This is a genomic window from Gordonia lacunae, assembly GCF_002149015.1.
GTDB classification, from domain to species: Bacteria; Actinomycetota; Actinomycetes; order Mycobacteriales; family Mycobacteriaceae; genus Gordonia; species Gordonia lacunae.
On the sequence record NZ_NGFO01000004.1, the window covers coordinates 80,463 to 95,428 of the forward strand.

Below are 14,966 nucleotides of genomic sequence, written 5' to 3' on the forward strand. Positions count from 1 at the left end.
CCGGCTCGTCGGGCGATCGGAGGGTGAGGTACCCGGTCTCGTTGCTGACCTCGCCGATCAGCCGACGAGCTCGGCGATGTGGTTCAACGAATTACGCAGATGGTCGTCGGCACACGGCGGGAACTCGATGTACTGGCGGATGTGCGTGGGTACGGCCCACCAGTCGTAGGTCAAGGTGAGCGGCTCGGCACGCGAGCGCATGTCATCCTCGTGATATGGACCTGCGCCTGACTCGCGAACGTTTCGCCGCCGCCCGGTCGGTCACGCTCGCCACGGTGTCGCCCTCCGACAAACCGCACCTGGTCCCCGTCGTATGCGCAATCGATGACGACGTCATCTACACGTGCGTGGATCACAAGCCGAAACGCACCACCGCACTACGTCGTCTCGCCAACATCGCGAACAATCCCGCGGTGTCGTTCTTGGCTGACCTGTACTCCGACAACTGGGATGAACTCTGGTGGGTGCGGGTAGATGGCCAAGCGCACGTCGTCGACGCCGGTGAACCCGTCGGCAGTCACGGCATCGACACGCTGGCCGCGAAGTACCCGCAGTATCGACAACGACGGCCCGAGGGACCGGTGATCGTCGTGGAGTCCCTGACGTGGCACAGCTGGTCGGCCACCTCATAGGCACGGCGGGACCGAGGAGGCGATCGTCACCCTTCGCCGCGCCCGGGAATGACCCGGCGCGAGCCCTCGTTGCGCGAATGGTCATCAACATCGTCCGACAAGAGGCAGAGGTGCAGTTGTGAAGATCGGGATCATCGGTGCGGGATTCATCGGCGGGACGCTCACGCGTCGTCTGACATCGCTCGGACACGAGGTGCGGGTGGCGAACTCGCGCGATCCGGAGACGCTGGCCGAGCTGGCCTTCGAGACCGGCGCCACTGCGGTGTGGGCGGCCGACGCCGCAGCGGACGCCGACCTGGTGATCGTCAGCATCCCGCAGAAGAACACCCCCGACCTCGCATCGGGCATCCTCGACGCCCGCAAGGCGGGTGCTCCGGTCATCGAGACCAACAACTACTACCCGCAGCAGCGCGACGGGAAGATCGAGGCGATCGAGAACGGCACACCCGAGAGCGTCTGGGTGTCGGAACTGCTCGGCGTGCCGGTGTACAAGGTGTTCAACGGCATCTACTGGAAGCACCTGCTGAACAAGGGCATACCCGCGGGCACCGAGGGCCGTATCGCGCTGCCGATCGCCGGCGACGACCCGGCCGGCAAGGAGATCGTGTTCCGCGTCGTCGACGAACTCGGGTTCGATCCGGTCGATGCCGGTCCGCTCGCCGAGTCGTGGCGTCAGCAGCCGGGGACTCCGGTGTACGGCAAGGACTTCGGTGTCGACGACACGATCAGGGCACTCGCCGAGGCATCGCCCGAACGCACCGCGGAATGGCGCGCCTGACGCACCCTCGCCAAGGGGGCGGCACGCCACGGCGTGAGATCACCGACGCTTCGGACGTCCGGACCCGCGCCGCGCACTCTTGCCGGGAATCTTCCCGGCCGCCTCGCGTGCCGCCCTCTTCGCCGCCGCCTTCTCCTTGGCCGATCGCTTGGGCGCCTCGCCGGTGCGTCCACGCGATGACGTCGGCTTGCGGCCGCGCACGATGCCGATGAACGCGTCGGCCGACTCCGTTGTCGGAGCGGGCCACAGGAGCCCCACCGCACTCGTCGGCGCGTCGATCACCGGACGGTAGACGAGGTCCTTGCGGTGGTGCAGACGCGCCAGCGACTGCGGCACGAGCAGGACACCGACGCCGGCCGCGACGAGTTCGACTGCGTCACCGGTGGTCTCGGGACGGTGCTCCACCGCCACACCCGGGCGGTCCGGCACGGTCAACGGCTCGTCCAGCGGCCACAGGAACTGTTCGTCGGCGAGATCGGCCACCGTCATCTCCTCACCCGCGGTGAGGACGTGGTCCTTCGGCACGACGACGACGGTGCTCTCCTCGTACAGTTCGATGGTGTGGTGCTGCCGCGCATCGCCGTACCGGAGCGCCTCCGGCAACCGCGTGATCGCCATGTGCACGCGCCCCTCACCGACCGCCTCGGCACAGTCGGCGACGTCGAGCGCGACGAGTTCCAGCGGCACCTCGGGACGACGTTCCGCCCAGATCCCGACCCATTTGCTCGGTGTGACCCCCGGGACGTACGCCAGCCGGAACACGGGGGCCTCGTCGGCTGCGTGAACGTCGGGTGTGGTCACGCCCAAAGGCTACCGCCCGATACCCTCGACGAATGAGCTCGCAGTCGATGAAGCCGGCCACCGCCGCCAAGAAGCTGGACGTGTACCTGCCGGCCACTCCTGCGGAGTTCCAGCAGGGCCCGATCACCCGGGCCGAACTCGCCGCCCTGCAGGCCGACCCGCCGGAGTGGCTCCGCACACTGCGCGCCGACGGCCCCCACCCGAAGAACCTGGTCGCCGCCCGGCTCGGCATCTCCAACTCGGGGCTCGTCCGCGGTGGCATCACCGAGGCCCTCACGACAGCGCAGATCGACGCCCTCCTCAGCGAGATGCCCGAGTGGCTGGCCGCCGAGCGCGCCACCCAGATCGAGGTCCGGCGCGAGGAACGGCGCGTCAAGTCCCTCCACGCCGACAAGCAACGCGCCCGCGACGAGGACGACGCGGACAGCTGACGCGCCGAACCCGCCGCGGCGGGCGACGAGTCCCTCCTACGGCGAACCCTGCTCCACCACACCATCTCTCAGCTCTCGGACCCCAGCCCTGTCAGGTACTCCCGCAGGACTCGCTGCGCGCGGGCCGGCGACTCGGTGTCGGCCAGGAGCAGGTGCATCGCCAAGCCGTCGACGAGGGCGTGCACCGCGATCGCCTGCGAGTCGAGATCACGGCCCGCGCCGACCAGCCCGTGCTCGTCGAGGATGCCCAGCACCGTCCGGCAGAGCGAACGCAGTCCGTCGTGTGCCTCGCGTGCAGCAGCAGCGAGACCAGGATGTGCCACCGACTCGGTCACCATCGCGATGTTGACGTGCATCTCGACGCGCCGGTCGTCGTCGAGCGGTAGCACCTCGGACAACACGGCCTCGGCCCAGCGCAGCGGGTTGCGAATCCGGTCGTGCCGGCGGATACGGAGCGCCACCCGCTCATAGATCAATCGCATCGAGAACTCGAGCAGCTCTTCCTTGTCCGCGAAGACGTGCCGGAGCGAGCCCACCGAGATGCTCGCCTCCGCCGCCACCTCGCGGACCGACATCCCGGAAGCCCCTTCGCGCAACACGATCCGCCAGAGGGCCTCGGCAATCTCGGCGCGTCGCTCATCCCGGTCGATCAACTTGGGCATTGACTCATGGTAGTACACCCGTGCTACGTTGACCCGAGTTTTGATAGCACGGATGTGTCAACAAAGAGCGGAGAACGATGGCGACCCGACACGCGGCACTCGACGTCCTGCGCGGCATCGCGATCCTGGGCACCCTCGCCACCAACATCTGGATCTTCACCAACCCGGACGGGCTCGTCGGGTACATCCAGGGCACCCACCACGCCACCGGTTCCTGGGCGCCGGCCGAAGATCTCCTGCAGCAGCTCGCCCAGGGCAAGTTCCTGGGCCTGCTGACGATCATGTTCGGGATCGGACTGGCCATCCAGCAGCGGTCGGCCGTTCGACGAGGCCGACCCTGGCCCGGCCGGTACTACTGGCGAGCCGCATTGCTCTTCGTCGACGGCCTGATCAACTACTTCCTCTTCACCGAGTTCGACGTCCTCATGGGATACGCGGTCACCGGGCTCATCGTCGCCTACCTGTTGTCCATGCGAGTTCGGCGCCAGTACGTCGCCATCGCGGTCGCCGCGTCGACACACGTTGCCCTGCTCGGCCTGGTGACGTGGGCCCTTCTCGCCGCGCCTGCGCCGGCGAACGGCAACAGAGGACTCTCTCCGAATCCCTACGCCGACGGCAGCTTCGTCGATCTCATCGCATTCCGCGCCGAGAACCTGCTGATGTTCCGCGCCGAGGTCGTCTTCATCCTGCCGATGTCGATCGCGCTCTTCCTCGTCGGCGCCGCCCTGCTACGCGCCGGCATTCTGGAACCACGCGGCGCCCGGCTTCGGCGGCGCCTGCTGGTCGGCGGGCTGGGGGTCGCCCTCCCCCTCGACCTCGCGGTCGGGCTGGCCGGTGGCGACGCCGGACTGGTCGTCGGACGATACGGGCTGGCGCCGATCGTCGCACTGGGGCTGCTCGCCTGGGTCGCCGGGCATTACGCCGACGGTCACGCTCCCGGTCGGTGCGGCCGCGCGTTGACACCGGTCGGACGGATGGCGTTGTCCTGCTATGTCTTCCAGAACGCCATCGCGGGAGCCGTCTGTTACGGCTGGGGGATGGGCCTCGCGCAGCACCTCGACGGCACGACGCTGGTCCCGGCCACCGTCGCCCTCTATCTCGCCATCGCCGCGGTCCTCATGATGTTCTCCCACTTCTGGCTCAGCCGATTCGAACGGGGCCCCCTCGAGTGGCTCTGGCACCGCGGCTATGACCGCATCACCGCTTCCGCCGACCGGCGGATGTCGCCCCGGCGCGTGGCGGCGCCGCGGTGACCGCCGCCCGACCGCAGGTCAGTGCGCCCGGCGGGGTGGGTTAGGCACCCACACCGCGGGGTACCCGACGCGCACCATCGTCCGATCGAGGAGTGAGTCGTGGACACCGCCATCTGGATCATCATCGCCGTCGTCGTCGTGATCGTCATCCTTGCGCTCGTGTTGTTGCTGATGCGTCAGCAGAAGGCACGCCGACGGGTACAAGCCGAGGAGATCAGGCAGAACGCCGCCCAGCAGGTCTCATCGGTTCGCCATCGAGAGGCCGTCGCCGAGGAGGCCGACGCCCGGGCCCGCCAGGCCAAGGCCGAGGCGGACGCGAAAGCAGCCGAGGCCAAGCGTCTTCAGGAGCAGGCTCGCCACCACCAGGGACACGCCGCGGAGTCGCGGCAGGAGGTTGAGAGCGAGTTCGCACGCGCGGATCGACTCGACCCCGACGTTCGACGCAACGCCGACGGACGGAACCCCGACGGACGGAACCCCGACGGACGCAACGCCGACGGACGGGACGACCCGAACACCGCGGGCCGGCACGCCGGACAGCCGTCGAACAACCCGATCGATCCGCGTCACCGCCCCGGCGCCGATCCCCGCGGAGATCAGACGCCGCCGAACGCCCGCTGAGATCGCCCGGCGCGGAGTCGACCCGACGGTGAGCGACCCGGCTCACACCGGTATCGAGGTGTGACCGAGCAGTTCGACAAAAGTGGTACTCAGTACCGAGTGTGAGTGGCTATCATTTTGTCGATCACCTGCCGCGCCCGTCGGGGGCCGGTCTCGCGAAGCACCGGAAGGTTTCCACGTCATGGCGTCGTACTTGTTCGCACTCGGGAGGTTCTCCTTCCGGCACAAATGGGCGGTGATCGCGGCCTGGCTGGTCGCGCTGATCGCGGTCGCCGGTCTCGTCGGCACATTGCAGCCGAAGTTCGCCAAGGACTTCAGCCTGCCCGGAACCGACTCCGGCATCGCCACCGAACAGGTCCAGGACTACTTCCCGCAGGTGATGCAGCAACAGGAGCGGGCGTCCACCAGCATCCTGGTCGCCGCAGAGGGTGGCCTGCAGAATCACACCGCGCAGCTCGAGGCGCTCGCCGAGGACCTCCGGACCCTGCCGGACGTCATCGATCCGCAGACCGTCGTGAGCCCGCTGGTCGTCGCGGCGGCCCAGCCCGCTCTGGCACCGACGGTCGTCGGCGACAACGGACGGGTCGGCTTGATCCAGGTCCGCCAGAACATCGAGATGCTCGACCTCACCGTCGAGAACAAGGACGAGCTGCTCACGATCCTCGAGGAGAACAGCCGAGACGGTCTGCAGGTGGAGGCCACCGGGTCGCTGATGCAGGTCATGGAACCGGGCGGAGCCGCCGAATTGATCGGCTTCGCAGTCGCTTTCGTCGTGATGATCGTTGCGTTCGGCGCATTGATCGCCGCATTCATACCGCTCGTGACCGCCATCGTCGGCGTCTCGATCACAATCATGCTGCTCAACCTGTCCGCCGAAGTCCTGTCGATCAACGAGTCGGCGACGGCCATCGTCACCATGCTCGGCATCGCGGTGTCCATCGACTACGCGCTGTTCATCGTCTCGCGCTATCGAGCCGAACTCCGGCGCGGCGGAGCACCCGAAGACGCGGCGGGACGCGCAGTCGGCACTGCCGGGTCCGCGGTCGTGTTCGCCGGTCTGACGGTCATCATCGCGGTCGTCGCGCTGGTCGTCATCGGCATCCCGATCATCACCCAGATGGGTGCCGGCGCCGGCGTCGCGGTCCTGATCGCCGTCCTGGCCGCGCTCACCCTGATCCCCGCGCTCCTCGGCGCGTTCGGTCGATTCGCCTTCGTACCGAAGATCCCGTGGATCAAGCACGCCGAGGAATCCGAGACGAGTGACACCCTCGGCACCCGCGTGGGCCGCACCGTCGTGAAGTGGCCGATCCCGTTCATCGTCCTCGGCCTGCTCGCGCTCGCCGGCGCGGCGATCCCGGCCACCAAGCTCGAGCTCGGGCTGTCGCTGACCAGCGAAGCCGAGGCGCCCGCGCAGGAACTGCTGAGCCGCGGATTCGGCGAGGGCATCAACGGACCACTGCTCGTCGTCGTGCACGACGAGGACGGTCAGATCAAGGTCGCCGCCGACGAGACCGTCCGGCACATCGCCGGACTCGGCGACGTCGCCAACGCCGCCGCGCTCACCTGGACAGGCAACGAAGGCGGCCAGAACGGCAACACCGCGCTCATCATCGTGACGCCGGAGAGCTCACCGTCGTCGCAGGCCACGCACCAACTCATGGAACAGATCCGCGCATTCGCGCCGACCGTCGAGGAGCGTGGCGCCGAACTGCACGTCGGTGGCCAGACCGCGATCATGTCGGACCTGTCGCAGAAGCTCGACGACGCGCTCATCCCCTACCTGGTGGTCGTCGTCGGCCTCGCGTTCCTGATCATGATCGGCGTGTTCCGCTCGCTGTGGGTTCCGCTCGTCGGCACCCTCGGCTTCATCTTCTCCGTCCTCGCGACCTTCGGCATCACCGTCGCGATCTTCCAGGAGGGGTGGCTCGGGCTCATCACGCAGACCCAGCCGATCATCTCCTTCCTGCCGATCTTCCTGATCGGCGTGGTGTTCGGACTCGCGATGGACTACCAGGTGTTCCTGGTGACGCGAATGCGGGAGGAGTACATCCACGGCCTGTCCGCCAAGGAGGCGATCGTGGCCGGCTACCGTCACGGCGCCCGGGTGGTGACCTCGGCGGCGATCATCATGATCAGCGTCTTCGCGGCGTTCATGCTCTCTCCGGAGACGACCGCCAAGATGATGGGATTCGCCCTGGCTGCGGCTGTGTTCTTCGACGCCTTCGTGATCCGCATGCTGGTCGTGCCCGCGGTCATCGCGCTGCTCGGCGACCGCGCCTGGGGACTGCCGCGCTGGCTCGACCGCTTCGTGATCAACTTCGACATCGAGGGCGAAGCCGTCCGCCATCGCGGACTCGAGGAGCCGGACGACACCAAGACCCCCGTTCCGGCGAACTGACCAGCTGCACAACCCTTTCCACGATGAGTGAGCACACATGGGCGACTGCCTGACGGTGCACGCCACCTCCGACGCCCCGGGACCGACCCCGGGGCGTCGGATCGGCCTGCGCGAACAGAACAAACTGCGCACCCGCACTGCGATCCGGCAGGCCGCGGTCACGCTGATCGCCGAACAGGGATACGCCAAGACCACCGTCGAGCAGATCGCCGAGGCCGCCGGCGTCTCGCACACCACCTTCTTCCGCTACTTCCCATCGAAGGAGCAGGTGGTCGTCGGTGACGAGCACCTGCACGCCGAGGCGCAGGCGATCATCGAGTCGATGCCGCCCGGGCTCAGCCACTTCGACCTCATCCGGCGCCTGATGACCGAGCTGCACCGCCTGACCGACGACGACCCCTGGGTCGGCAATCCCCTACGCATGCAGCTCATCCGCACCGAACCACTGCTGCAGAAGACCTTCCAGGTCGAATCCGAGCGCATGATCTCGGACATGACCCAGCTCATCGCCGACTACCTCCGGGTCGCACCCGACGACTTCCGGCTCAAGGTCTTCCTCGATGCGGTCGCGGGGGTCACCTTCCATCTGGCCACCGAGATCGACGAGAACCGCGAGATGCCACAGCTCGAGACCACCCTGCGCGCGATCGACCTGCTCGAGCAGGGGTTGCCGGTCGGTTCGACGGACCCGGCTGACCGTTCGCCCGGCAAACATTCCGACTAGTATTCGGGCCGTGATCTCGGACAGCGCCGCCCGACCGCGAACAACCAGCCGTCGACTCGGCTCCGCAGCAGGAGGCACAACTCTCCGCTCACGGATTGCCACGTCGCTGGTCGGCGTCGCAGCGGCAGTCGCGGCCACCCTCTCGCTCGCGGCACCGGCCCAGGCCGCTCCCGGCCGCCCGACGCCGTCACCGTTCCCCGTGTCCGACCTGGCGCGGCTCTACGCCTCGGATATCTCGTCGTACCCCGGCGGGGTCTACCTGCAGCCCGTCGAGACCTTCACCGCATTGCGACGGGATCACCCGGAGGTGATGGCCCGCAACCTCGAGACCGCGGTCGCGATCAACCAGTCCGCCGCCGACGACCCCGGCCTGCAGCGTCGTGCACTCGCCGACGCACACGACGATCCACTTCAGACGATGTCCGACGCCTTCGGTGTCCGGCTCGGAGGCCACTTCCGCGCCGCACTTGCCGCCGGCCGGCTGCCGAAGACGACGGCACTCTTCAGCGACCACCTCGCCCGCGCGGGCGGTCTCGCCAATGCCACGCTCGTCGAGAAATACGTGTTCGGTTACGAGCGCCCGTTCATCGTCGCCCCGGAGCGGATCCGCAAGTACACCCGCGCCGGCGCCGGCGAGTACGACGCGTTGGGCAGCAACCCGTCGTTCCCGTCCGGCCACACCAGCCTGTTCTTCTGGCGGGGCACCCTGTTCGCGTCGATGCTGCCCGAGCTCGCGCCGCAGTTCCTCGCCCGCGCCTCCGAGGGCGGATTCCACCGCATCGTGCTCGGGGTGCACTACCCACTGGACGTGATCGGCGGTGCGATGGTCGGCCAGGCCGCGGCCGCCGACCGCTGGAACGACCCGGACTTCCGCCGGCTCCTCACCGCGTCCGCCACCGAGATCCGCAAGGAACTCGAATGGCGTTGCGGCGCAGCCCTCTCGGTGTGTATCGCGCGGGATACGCCCTACGCCACGGATGCCGAAGCCCAGACGATCTACGAGCAGCGCATGACCTACGGCTTCGGCCGCGTCGCGTCGACGACACATCCGATGGTGGTACCGCGACAAGCCGTCGACCTGATCGCCTCCGCGTACCCGCGACTCACCGCCGAGCAGCGCCGCCAGGTCCTCATACAGACCGCGGCTCCCGCGGGATACCCGCTCGACGATCAGCGCCCCGGGCGCGCCTCCTGGCAGCGCCTCGACCTCGTCCGGGCTTACACCGCCGACGTCACCGTCGGCCCCGACGGCCGGGTGACCGTTCGCTGAGCATCCCGCTGACCCGGCGGCAACTTAATCGTTTGTCCCACTGCCCGTTGCGAACTCGTTCGCAACGGGCAGCTTTGTGTCGAATTGGTGCAGTGTGTGTCCACTTTGTCGCAACAGCTTGACACCAGCGTAAGGATATGGCTACTTTTCGAGTGGCCCACATCACATCCGACGTGGACTCACCGCCGTGACCTGGGCGGACGGTGCCGGAATCGCAGACCCGGACGCAGTGCTGGGTCGATGAACTCATTCCTTCTAAGCCCCGCCGGGGCGATGTCGCCGTGCCCTCTCGCAGGGCGGCTCCGTCGTGCCCGGAGATCATCGGGAAAGGCAGTCGAAACATGCGTTGGTCGAATTCACGCAGGAGAGCCGGACGGTTGGCGGCGGTTGCCGTCGCCGCGGCATGCATCTTCTCGGTCGTATCGTGTAGCAGCGACGACGGCGGATCGTCGGACGGCTCAGCCGCGGATGCCAGTGGCACCAAGGCGTCGGGCGAGGCGATCAAGGTGGGGTTGTTCAATCCCACCAAGGGCCCCGCCACCCAGGGTGGCGTGACCACCGGCAAGGACGCCGCCCTGGACTACATCAACAACCAGATCGGCGGCATCGGAGGCCGGCCCGTCGAGATCGTCGACTGCGGGATCGACCAGACCGCACCGGAATCGACGGTGTCGTGCGCCAACCAGTTCGTGGAGGCAGGCGTCGTCGCCGCGATCGACGGTTACAACGCCGAATCCGCCTCCGCCGTGCCCATTCTCACCTCGGCGGGCATCCCGCTGGTCGGTCAGATCCCGTTCAACACCTCGACCGGCGCCTCGGCGGAGAACCGCGTGTACTTCGGTCCGCCCCCCGCCGCCTTCCTCGTCGGCTTCATGCAGCAGCTCAAGGCCGCGAACAAGAACTCGCTGACTTTGGCGAATGCCGACCTCCCACAGGCACATCAGGTGTTCGACGGCTTGATGAAACCGCTCGGCGCCCAGCTCGGCATCGACGTCAAGTCGGTCTACTACCCGCCGACCGGCCCGAACTTCACCTCCCTGGCCACCACCCTGGCCGAGGGCAATCCCGCCGCGGCCGGTCTGATGACCTCGCAGAACGACAACGTGTGCACCAAGCTCGCGCAGTCGCTGCGGTCGGTGAACTACGAGGGCACCATGTTCATGGCGGCCTGCACCGACTTCATCGACACCCTGGGCGCGCAAGCCGTTGGTGCACAGACATACTCACCCATCTGGCAGCCCCCGGCCAAGGACTCCGCACCGGAACCGGCCAAGGCGAATCTCGAGATCGCGCAGAAGTTCATCGACGAGCAGGGCGGCACGGCGGGCTTCTACGCGTACGGCACGTTCGCGACGCTTGCCGACTTCGCGATCACGCTCAACAACGCCAAGGTGACCGACTACACCGGACCCAACGTGCTCGGCGCACTGAAGGCAGTCACGGACTACCAGTCCTTCATCGGCCCGAAGCTCAACTGCGGCAAGCCGACCACGCCGAACTGCACCACTGAGATGCTGCTGTTCGACGTCGTCGCCGAGAAGAAGACCGAACCCGCCACCGGCGGCTTCATCACCCCGCTCCCGGCTGCGCTGCAACGCATCCCGGGCGCCTACTGAGACAGGTCGCGTCGTGGCGGGGTGGACTCCCACCCCGCCACACCCGGCTCCGCGGTTCACATCCCGAACCCCTCGACCTGAATCCCGCACCCTCCTGCGCGTGAGATCCGTACGCGCCGAACGAATGAGTACGCCACATGGGCCAATTCCTCCAGTTCGTCTTCCTCGGACTATCCGCCGGTGCCATCTACTCGGTGCTCGCGTCGTCCCTCGTGGGCATCTATGCCGCCACCGGCATCATCAACTTCGCGCAGGGCGCCATCGGCCTGTACTCGGTCTATCTCGTCGCCGCGCTGCGTACCGACGGCAGTCTCGTCCTGCCGATCGGCACCCTGAAACTCGGCAGTGAATCCGATCCCACGTCGATGGAACTGGCGGTCGTCCTGGGCGTGCTCAGCGCGGTGGTATGGGCGCTGCTCGCGCACGTGCTCGTCTTCCGGCCGCTGCGCTCGGCCCCGGTGCTCGCGCAGGTGGTCGCCTCGGTGGGCCTCATGTTGTTCATCCAGGCACTGGTGCATCTGCGCTTCGAAACGGAGAACCTGTTCGCCGAGGCGATCCTGCCGGCGACGACCGTCGACATCGCCGGGGCGATCGTGAACGTCTCGGATCTGATCCTCGCCGGTGTCGCCATCGTCATCTCGCTGGTGCTCTGGGCCTACTTCCGCCTCACCACACTGGGCGTCGCGACCCGCGCCGGCTCCGAAGACGAACTGGCGGCGCGACTCTCCGGGTACTCCCCCGACCGCCTCGCGGGCATCGTGTGGGTGCTGACCGGAGCGGCCACCGGACTCATCGTCGTGCTCGCGTCATTCACCATCGGGCTCACCGAGACCAGTTACACCTTCTTCGTCATCCCGGCGCTGGCGGTCGCGCTCGTCGGGCGGCTCACCTCCTTCGGCATCGCCTGTGCCGCAGGCCTCGTCCTCGGCGCCTTCCAGTCGGTGATCACCTGGCTCACCACCAAGGACTGGTGGCCCGAATGGGCGCAGGCCGGCCTCGGCGACGCCGTCCCGTTCATCATCGTCGTCGTCGCCCTCTTCCTGCTCGGCGGTCGAATCCCGTCCCGCGGCTCACTCGGCGAGGTGCGGATGCCCGCGGTCCGGATCCCGCGCATCCGGGTGATCCCGACGGTCGTCTGCATCGCGGTCGTCGTCGCAGCCATCCTGCTCACCTCGGGCAGCTGGCGGTTCGGGGTCGTGACCTCGATCATCCTCAGCCTCATCGCGCTGTCCCTGGTGCTGCTCACCGGTTACCTCGGCCAGATCTCGCTGGCCAGCATGGCCTTTGCCGGCGCGGCCGGCTTCGCGCTGTCGAAGCTGACGACCACCTGGAATGTGCCCTTCCCGTTCAGCATGATCGTCGCGGCCCTGATCGCGACCGGTCTCGGGGTCCTGGTGGGCGTACCCGCACTCCGCATCCGCGGCGCCCAGCTCGCCGTCGTGACATTGGCTGCGGCACTGGCGATCCAGAGCTTCGTCTTCAACAACCCGGCCATCACCTCGTTCGAGGGCAACCTCATCGCAGACCCCACGATCTTCGGCCTCGACCTCGGCGTACGCGACGGCACCAACCTCGTGACTATCCGGTTCTCGCTGATGGTCCTCGTCGTCGTCGCCATCGCCACCCTCGTCGTGCTGCGGTTCATGGGCGGCTCCACCGGCCGGGCCTTCCTGGCCGTGCGGTCCAACGAGCGCGCGGCGTCGTCGGTCGGGATCAACGTGGCCGCAACCAAATTGCTCGGCTTCGCACTGTCGGCGTTCCTCGCCGGCATCGGCGGCTGTCTCATCGGTTACAGCCGCGGCCAGCTGTCGGCCGGGTCGTTCACGGTCATGATCGGGCTCACCCTGCTCGCGATGACCTACGTCGGGGGCATCACCTCGTTCGCCGGTGCGGTCCTCGCCGGCATCATCGGTCCGCTGGGCGTGGGATACGTGTTCCTCAACCAAACCCTCAGCCTCGGTGAGTACTACGAACTCTTCGCGGCCGGCAGCCTGTTGCTCATGGCCGTCCTGAACCCGGTCGGCGTCGCCGGCGCGATGGCGGAGTTCGGCGAGAAGATACGCGCCCACCGACACCAGCCGCCACCGCATCCGGAAGCGCCGGGCGCGGCCCAGAACGCACCGGAGGGCGCACATGTCTGAGTCGACACTCGCAGAACCGGCCGCGCCGACAACCCTCCTCGAGACCGGGGGACTGTCGGTCCGCTACGGCGGCGTCAGCGCCAACTCCGACATCGACATCTCGGTCGCGGCAGGTGAGATCGTCGGGCTGATCGGCCCCAACGGCGCGGGCAAGACCACCTTCGTCGACGCCGTCACCGGGTTCACGAAGTCGACCGGCACCGTCTCGTTGCGGGGGGAACGCCTCGACAAGGCGAGCCCACATCGTCGTCGCCGCGCGGGCATGGCCCGGACGTGGCAGGCCGGCGAACTGTTCACCGATCTGACCGTCGCCCAGAATCTCGCGGTGGCAGTACAATCCGTCGGCCTACGGGCCATGCTCGCCGACGTGGTCAACGGGTCCCGACCCCCCGCCGACGTCATCTCCGCGGCGCTCGAACTGGTCGGACTCGACGACGCCGCCGATCAGCTCCCCGGCGAGTTGACCCTCGGGCACCAGAAGCTCGTGGGTGTCGCCCGCGCCCTGGTCGGCGGGACGCAACTGGTCCTGCTCGACGAACCGGCCGCCGGACTCGACACCCATGAGAGCCGCGACTTCGGGATCGAACTCCGCCGGATCGCGGCGACCGGCATCGGCATCCTGCTTATCGACCACGACATGTCCCTGGTGCTCGACGTGTGCGACCGTCTGTACGTGCTCGACTTCGGTCGGGTCATCGCCAGCGGACCGCCGGCGGCCATCCAGGACGACCCCGCGGTGATCTCGGCCTACCTCGGCAGCCCCGAGGTGGACCCCGACACCGAACGACCGACAGCCGACGGCCCGACCGGGCACGCCCCGAAGGAGACGCCATGAGCACGCACGCCGAGTCGTCGTCCACGCCGGACAGACCGGGATCGGCGACACCCGACCCGACGGCACCGGTACTGGAGATCGACCAGATCACCGTCGGCTACGGCGGGGTTCCCGCGGTCCGGGGTCTCAGCGCGTCCGTCCGGCCGGGCGAGATCCTGGCTCTGCTCGGCCCGAACGGGGCAGGGAAGACGACGACCCTCCTCGCCGCGGTCGGCGCGCTCGGCCTGATGTCGGGCACGGTCACCGCGCTGGGCGACCCGATCGACCGCCGGATCGAACGCAACGCCCGACGGGGAGTCACCCTGGTTCCCGATACGCGCGGGGTGTTCCACCGGCTGTCGGTGTCGGACAATCTCCGTCTCGCCAGGCGTCGCAACGGTCCCGACCTCGACACCGTCTACCAGTACTTCCCCAAACTCAAGACGATGCGCGGGCGACGCTGCGGCAACCTGTCCGGTGGTGAGCAGCAGATGCTGGCGCTCGCCAAGGCGCTGCTCGCAAATCCCCAGGTACTGCTCATCGACGAACTGAGCCTCGGCCTCTCCCCGGTCGCGGTCCAGGACCTGTTGCCGCGGTTGCGATCGATCGCCGACGAACATCAGATGGCGGTGGTTCTCGTCGAGCAACACATCGATCTGGCCCTCGGCATCGCCGATGCCGCGATCGTGCTCCATCATGGTCGTGTCGCACTCTCGGCGCCCGCCGGCGAACTCCGCAGTCGCCGAGACATGGTCGAGGCGGCCTACTTCGGCCGCACCGTCGAGGATCTCGCCTCGTAGGCTGCGACGGACAGCACGCACGGAC

At 67.9% G+C, this 14,966-nt stretch carries 15 protein-coding genes; 12 read left to right on the top strand and 3 right to left on the bottom strand.

Annotated features, from left to right (window positions below; genetic code table 11):
- Positions 1-57: 57 nt before the first annotated feature.
- On the bottom strand, positions 58-201 hold the full coding sequence (locus tag CA982_RS04825; protein WP_244176132.1) for an SRPBCC family protein: 144 nt from the start codon (positions 199-201) through the stop codon (positions 58-60).
- A gap of 14 nt (positions 202-215) precedes the next feature.
- Here CA982_RS04825 and CA982_RS04830 point away from each other — a divergent pair, with 14 nt between their 5' ends.
- On the top strand, positions 216-632 hold the full coding sequence (locus tag CA982_RS04830; RefSeq protein WP_086534217.1) for a TIGR03668 family PPOX class F420-dependent oxidoreductase: 417 nt from the start codon (positions 216-218) through the stop codon (positions 630-632).
- A 118-nt stretch (positions 633-750) separates the two neighbouring features.
- Entirely contained in the window at positions 751-1,410 is a 660-nt protein-coding gene (locus CA982_RS04835; protein ID WP_086534218.1) for an NADPH-dependent F420 reductase, read from the top strand.
- 39 nt (positions 1,411-1,449) lie between these two features.
- Here CA982_RS04835 and CA982_RS04840 read toward each other — a convergent pair whose 3' ends face one another.
- Positions 1,450-2,217 carry a LysR family transcriptional regulator substrate-binding protein gene (locus CA982_RS04840; RefSeq protein ID WP_425269031.1) on the bottom strand — a complete coding sequence of 256 codons (768 nt, stop codon included), beginning with the start codon at positions 2,215-2,217 and terminating at the stop codon, positions 1,450-1,452.
- Between the two features lie 41 nt (positions 2,218-2,258).
- Between CA982_RS04840 and CA982_RS04845 the strand changes: the two genes are divergently transcribed.
- Positions 2,259-2,642: a DUF5997 family protein gene (locus CA982_RS04845; protein WP_086534348.1), complete on the top strand. Its 384-nt coding sequence runs from the start codon at positions 2,259-2,261 to the stop codon at positions 2,640-2,642.
- Positions 2,643-2,710: 68 nt separating this feature from the next.
- On the opposite strand, the gene CA982_RS04850 is transcribed toward CA982_RS04845, so the two are convergent.
- On the bottom strand, positions 2,711-3,304 hold the full coding sequence (locus tag CA982_RS04850; RefSeq protein ID WP_086534220.1) for a TetR/AcrR family transcriptional regulator: 594 nt from the start codon (positions 3,302-3,304) through the stop codon (positions 2,711-2,713).
- Between the two features lie 77 nt (positions 3,305-3,381).
- Here CA982_RS04850 and CA982_RS04855 point away from each other — a divergent pair, with 77 nt between their 5' ends.
- From CA982_RS04855 to CA982_RS04900, 9 genes are all read left to right on the top strand, one after another.
- Positions 3,382-4,557: a DUF418 domain-containing protein gene (locus CA982_RS04855; RefSeq protein WP_086534221.1), complete on the top strand. Its 1,176-nt coding sequence runs from the start codon at positions 3,382-3,384 to the stop codon at positions 4,555-4,557.
- A gap of 99 nt (positions 4,558-4,656) precedes the next feature.
- Positions 4,657-5,178, top strand: a complete 522-nt coding sequence (locus CA982_RS04860; RefSeq protein WP_086534222.1) for a hypothetical protein — start codon at positions 4,657-4,659, stop codon at positions 5,176-5,178.
- A 181-nt stretch (positions 5,179-5,359) separates the two neighbouring features.
- Entirely contained in the window at positions 5,360-7,576 is a 2,217-nt protein-coding gene (locus CA982_RS04865; RefSeq protein WP_086534223.1) for an MMPL family transporter, read from the top strand.
- Between the two features lie 37 nt (positions 7,577-7,613).
- Positions 7,614-8,300: a TetR family transcriptional regulator gene (locus CA982_RS04870; RefSeq protein ID WP_086534224.1), complete on the top strand. Its 687-nt coding sequence runs from the start codon at positions 7,614-7,616 to the stop codon at positions 8,298-8,300.
- 106 nt (positions 8,301-8,406) lie between these two features.
- The gene (locus CA982_RS04875; protein WP_086534349.1) at positions 8,407-9,570 is read left to right on the top strand and encodes a phosphatase PAP2 family protein; all 1,164 of its coding nucleotides are present in this window, start codon (positions 8,407-8,409) and stop codon (positions 9,568-9,570) included.
- Positions 9,571-9,911: 341 nt separating this feature from the next.
- On the top strand, positions 9,912-11,186 hold the full coding sequence (locus CA982_RS04885; RefSeq protein ID WP_208617882.1) for an ABC transporter substrate-binding protein: 1,275 nt from the start codon (positions 9,912-9,914) through the stop codon (positions 11,184-11,186).
- A 137-nt stretch (positions 11,187-11,323) separates the two neighbouring features.
- Entirely contained in the window at positions 11,324-13,327 is a 2,004-nt protein-coding gene (locus CA982_RS04890) for an ABC transporter permease (protein WP_086534225.1), read from the top strand.
- Positions 13,320-14,162 carry an ABC transporter ATP-binding protein gene (locus tag CA982_RS04895; protein WP_086534226.1) on the top strand — a complete coding sequence of 281 codons (843 nt, stop codon included), beginning with the start codon at positions 13,320-13,322 and terminating at the stop codon, positions 14,160-14,162. The genes CA982_RS04890 and CA982_RS04895 overlap by 8 nt, the downstream gene beginning before the upstream one ends.
- Positions 14,159-14,941, top strand: a complete 783-nt coding sequence (locus tag CA982_RS04900; protein ID WP_086534227.1) for an ABC transporter ATP-binding protein — start codon at positions 14,159-14,161, stop codon at positions 14,939-14,941. Before CA982_RS04895 ends, CA982_RS04900 begins: the two co-directional genes overlap by 4 nt.
- The last annotated feature ends 25 nt before the right edge of the window (positions 14,942-14,966 follow it).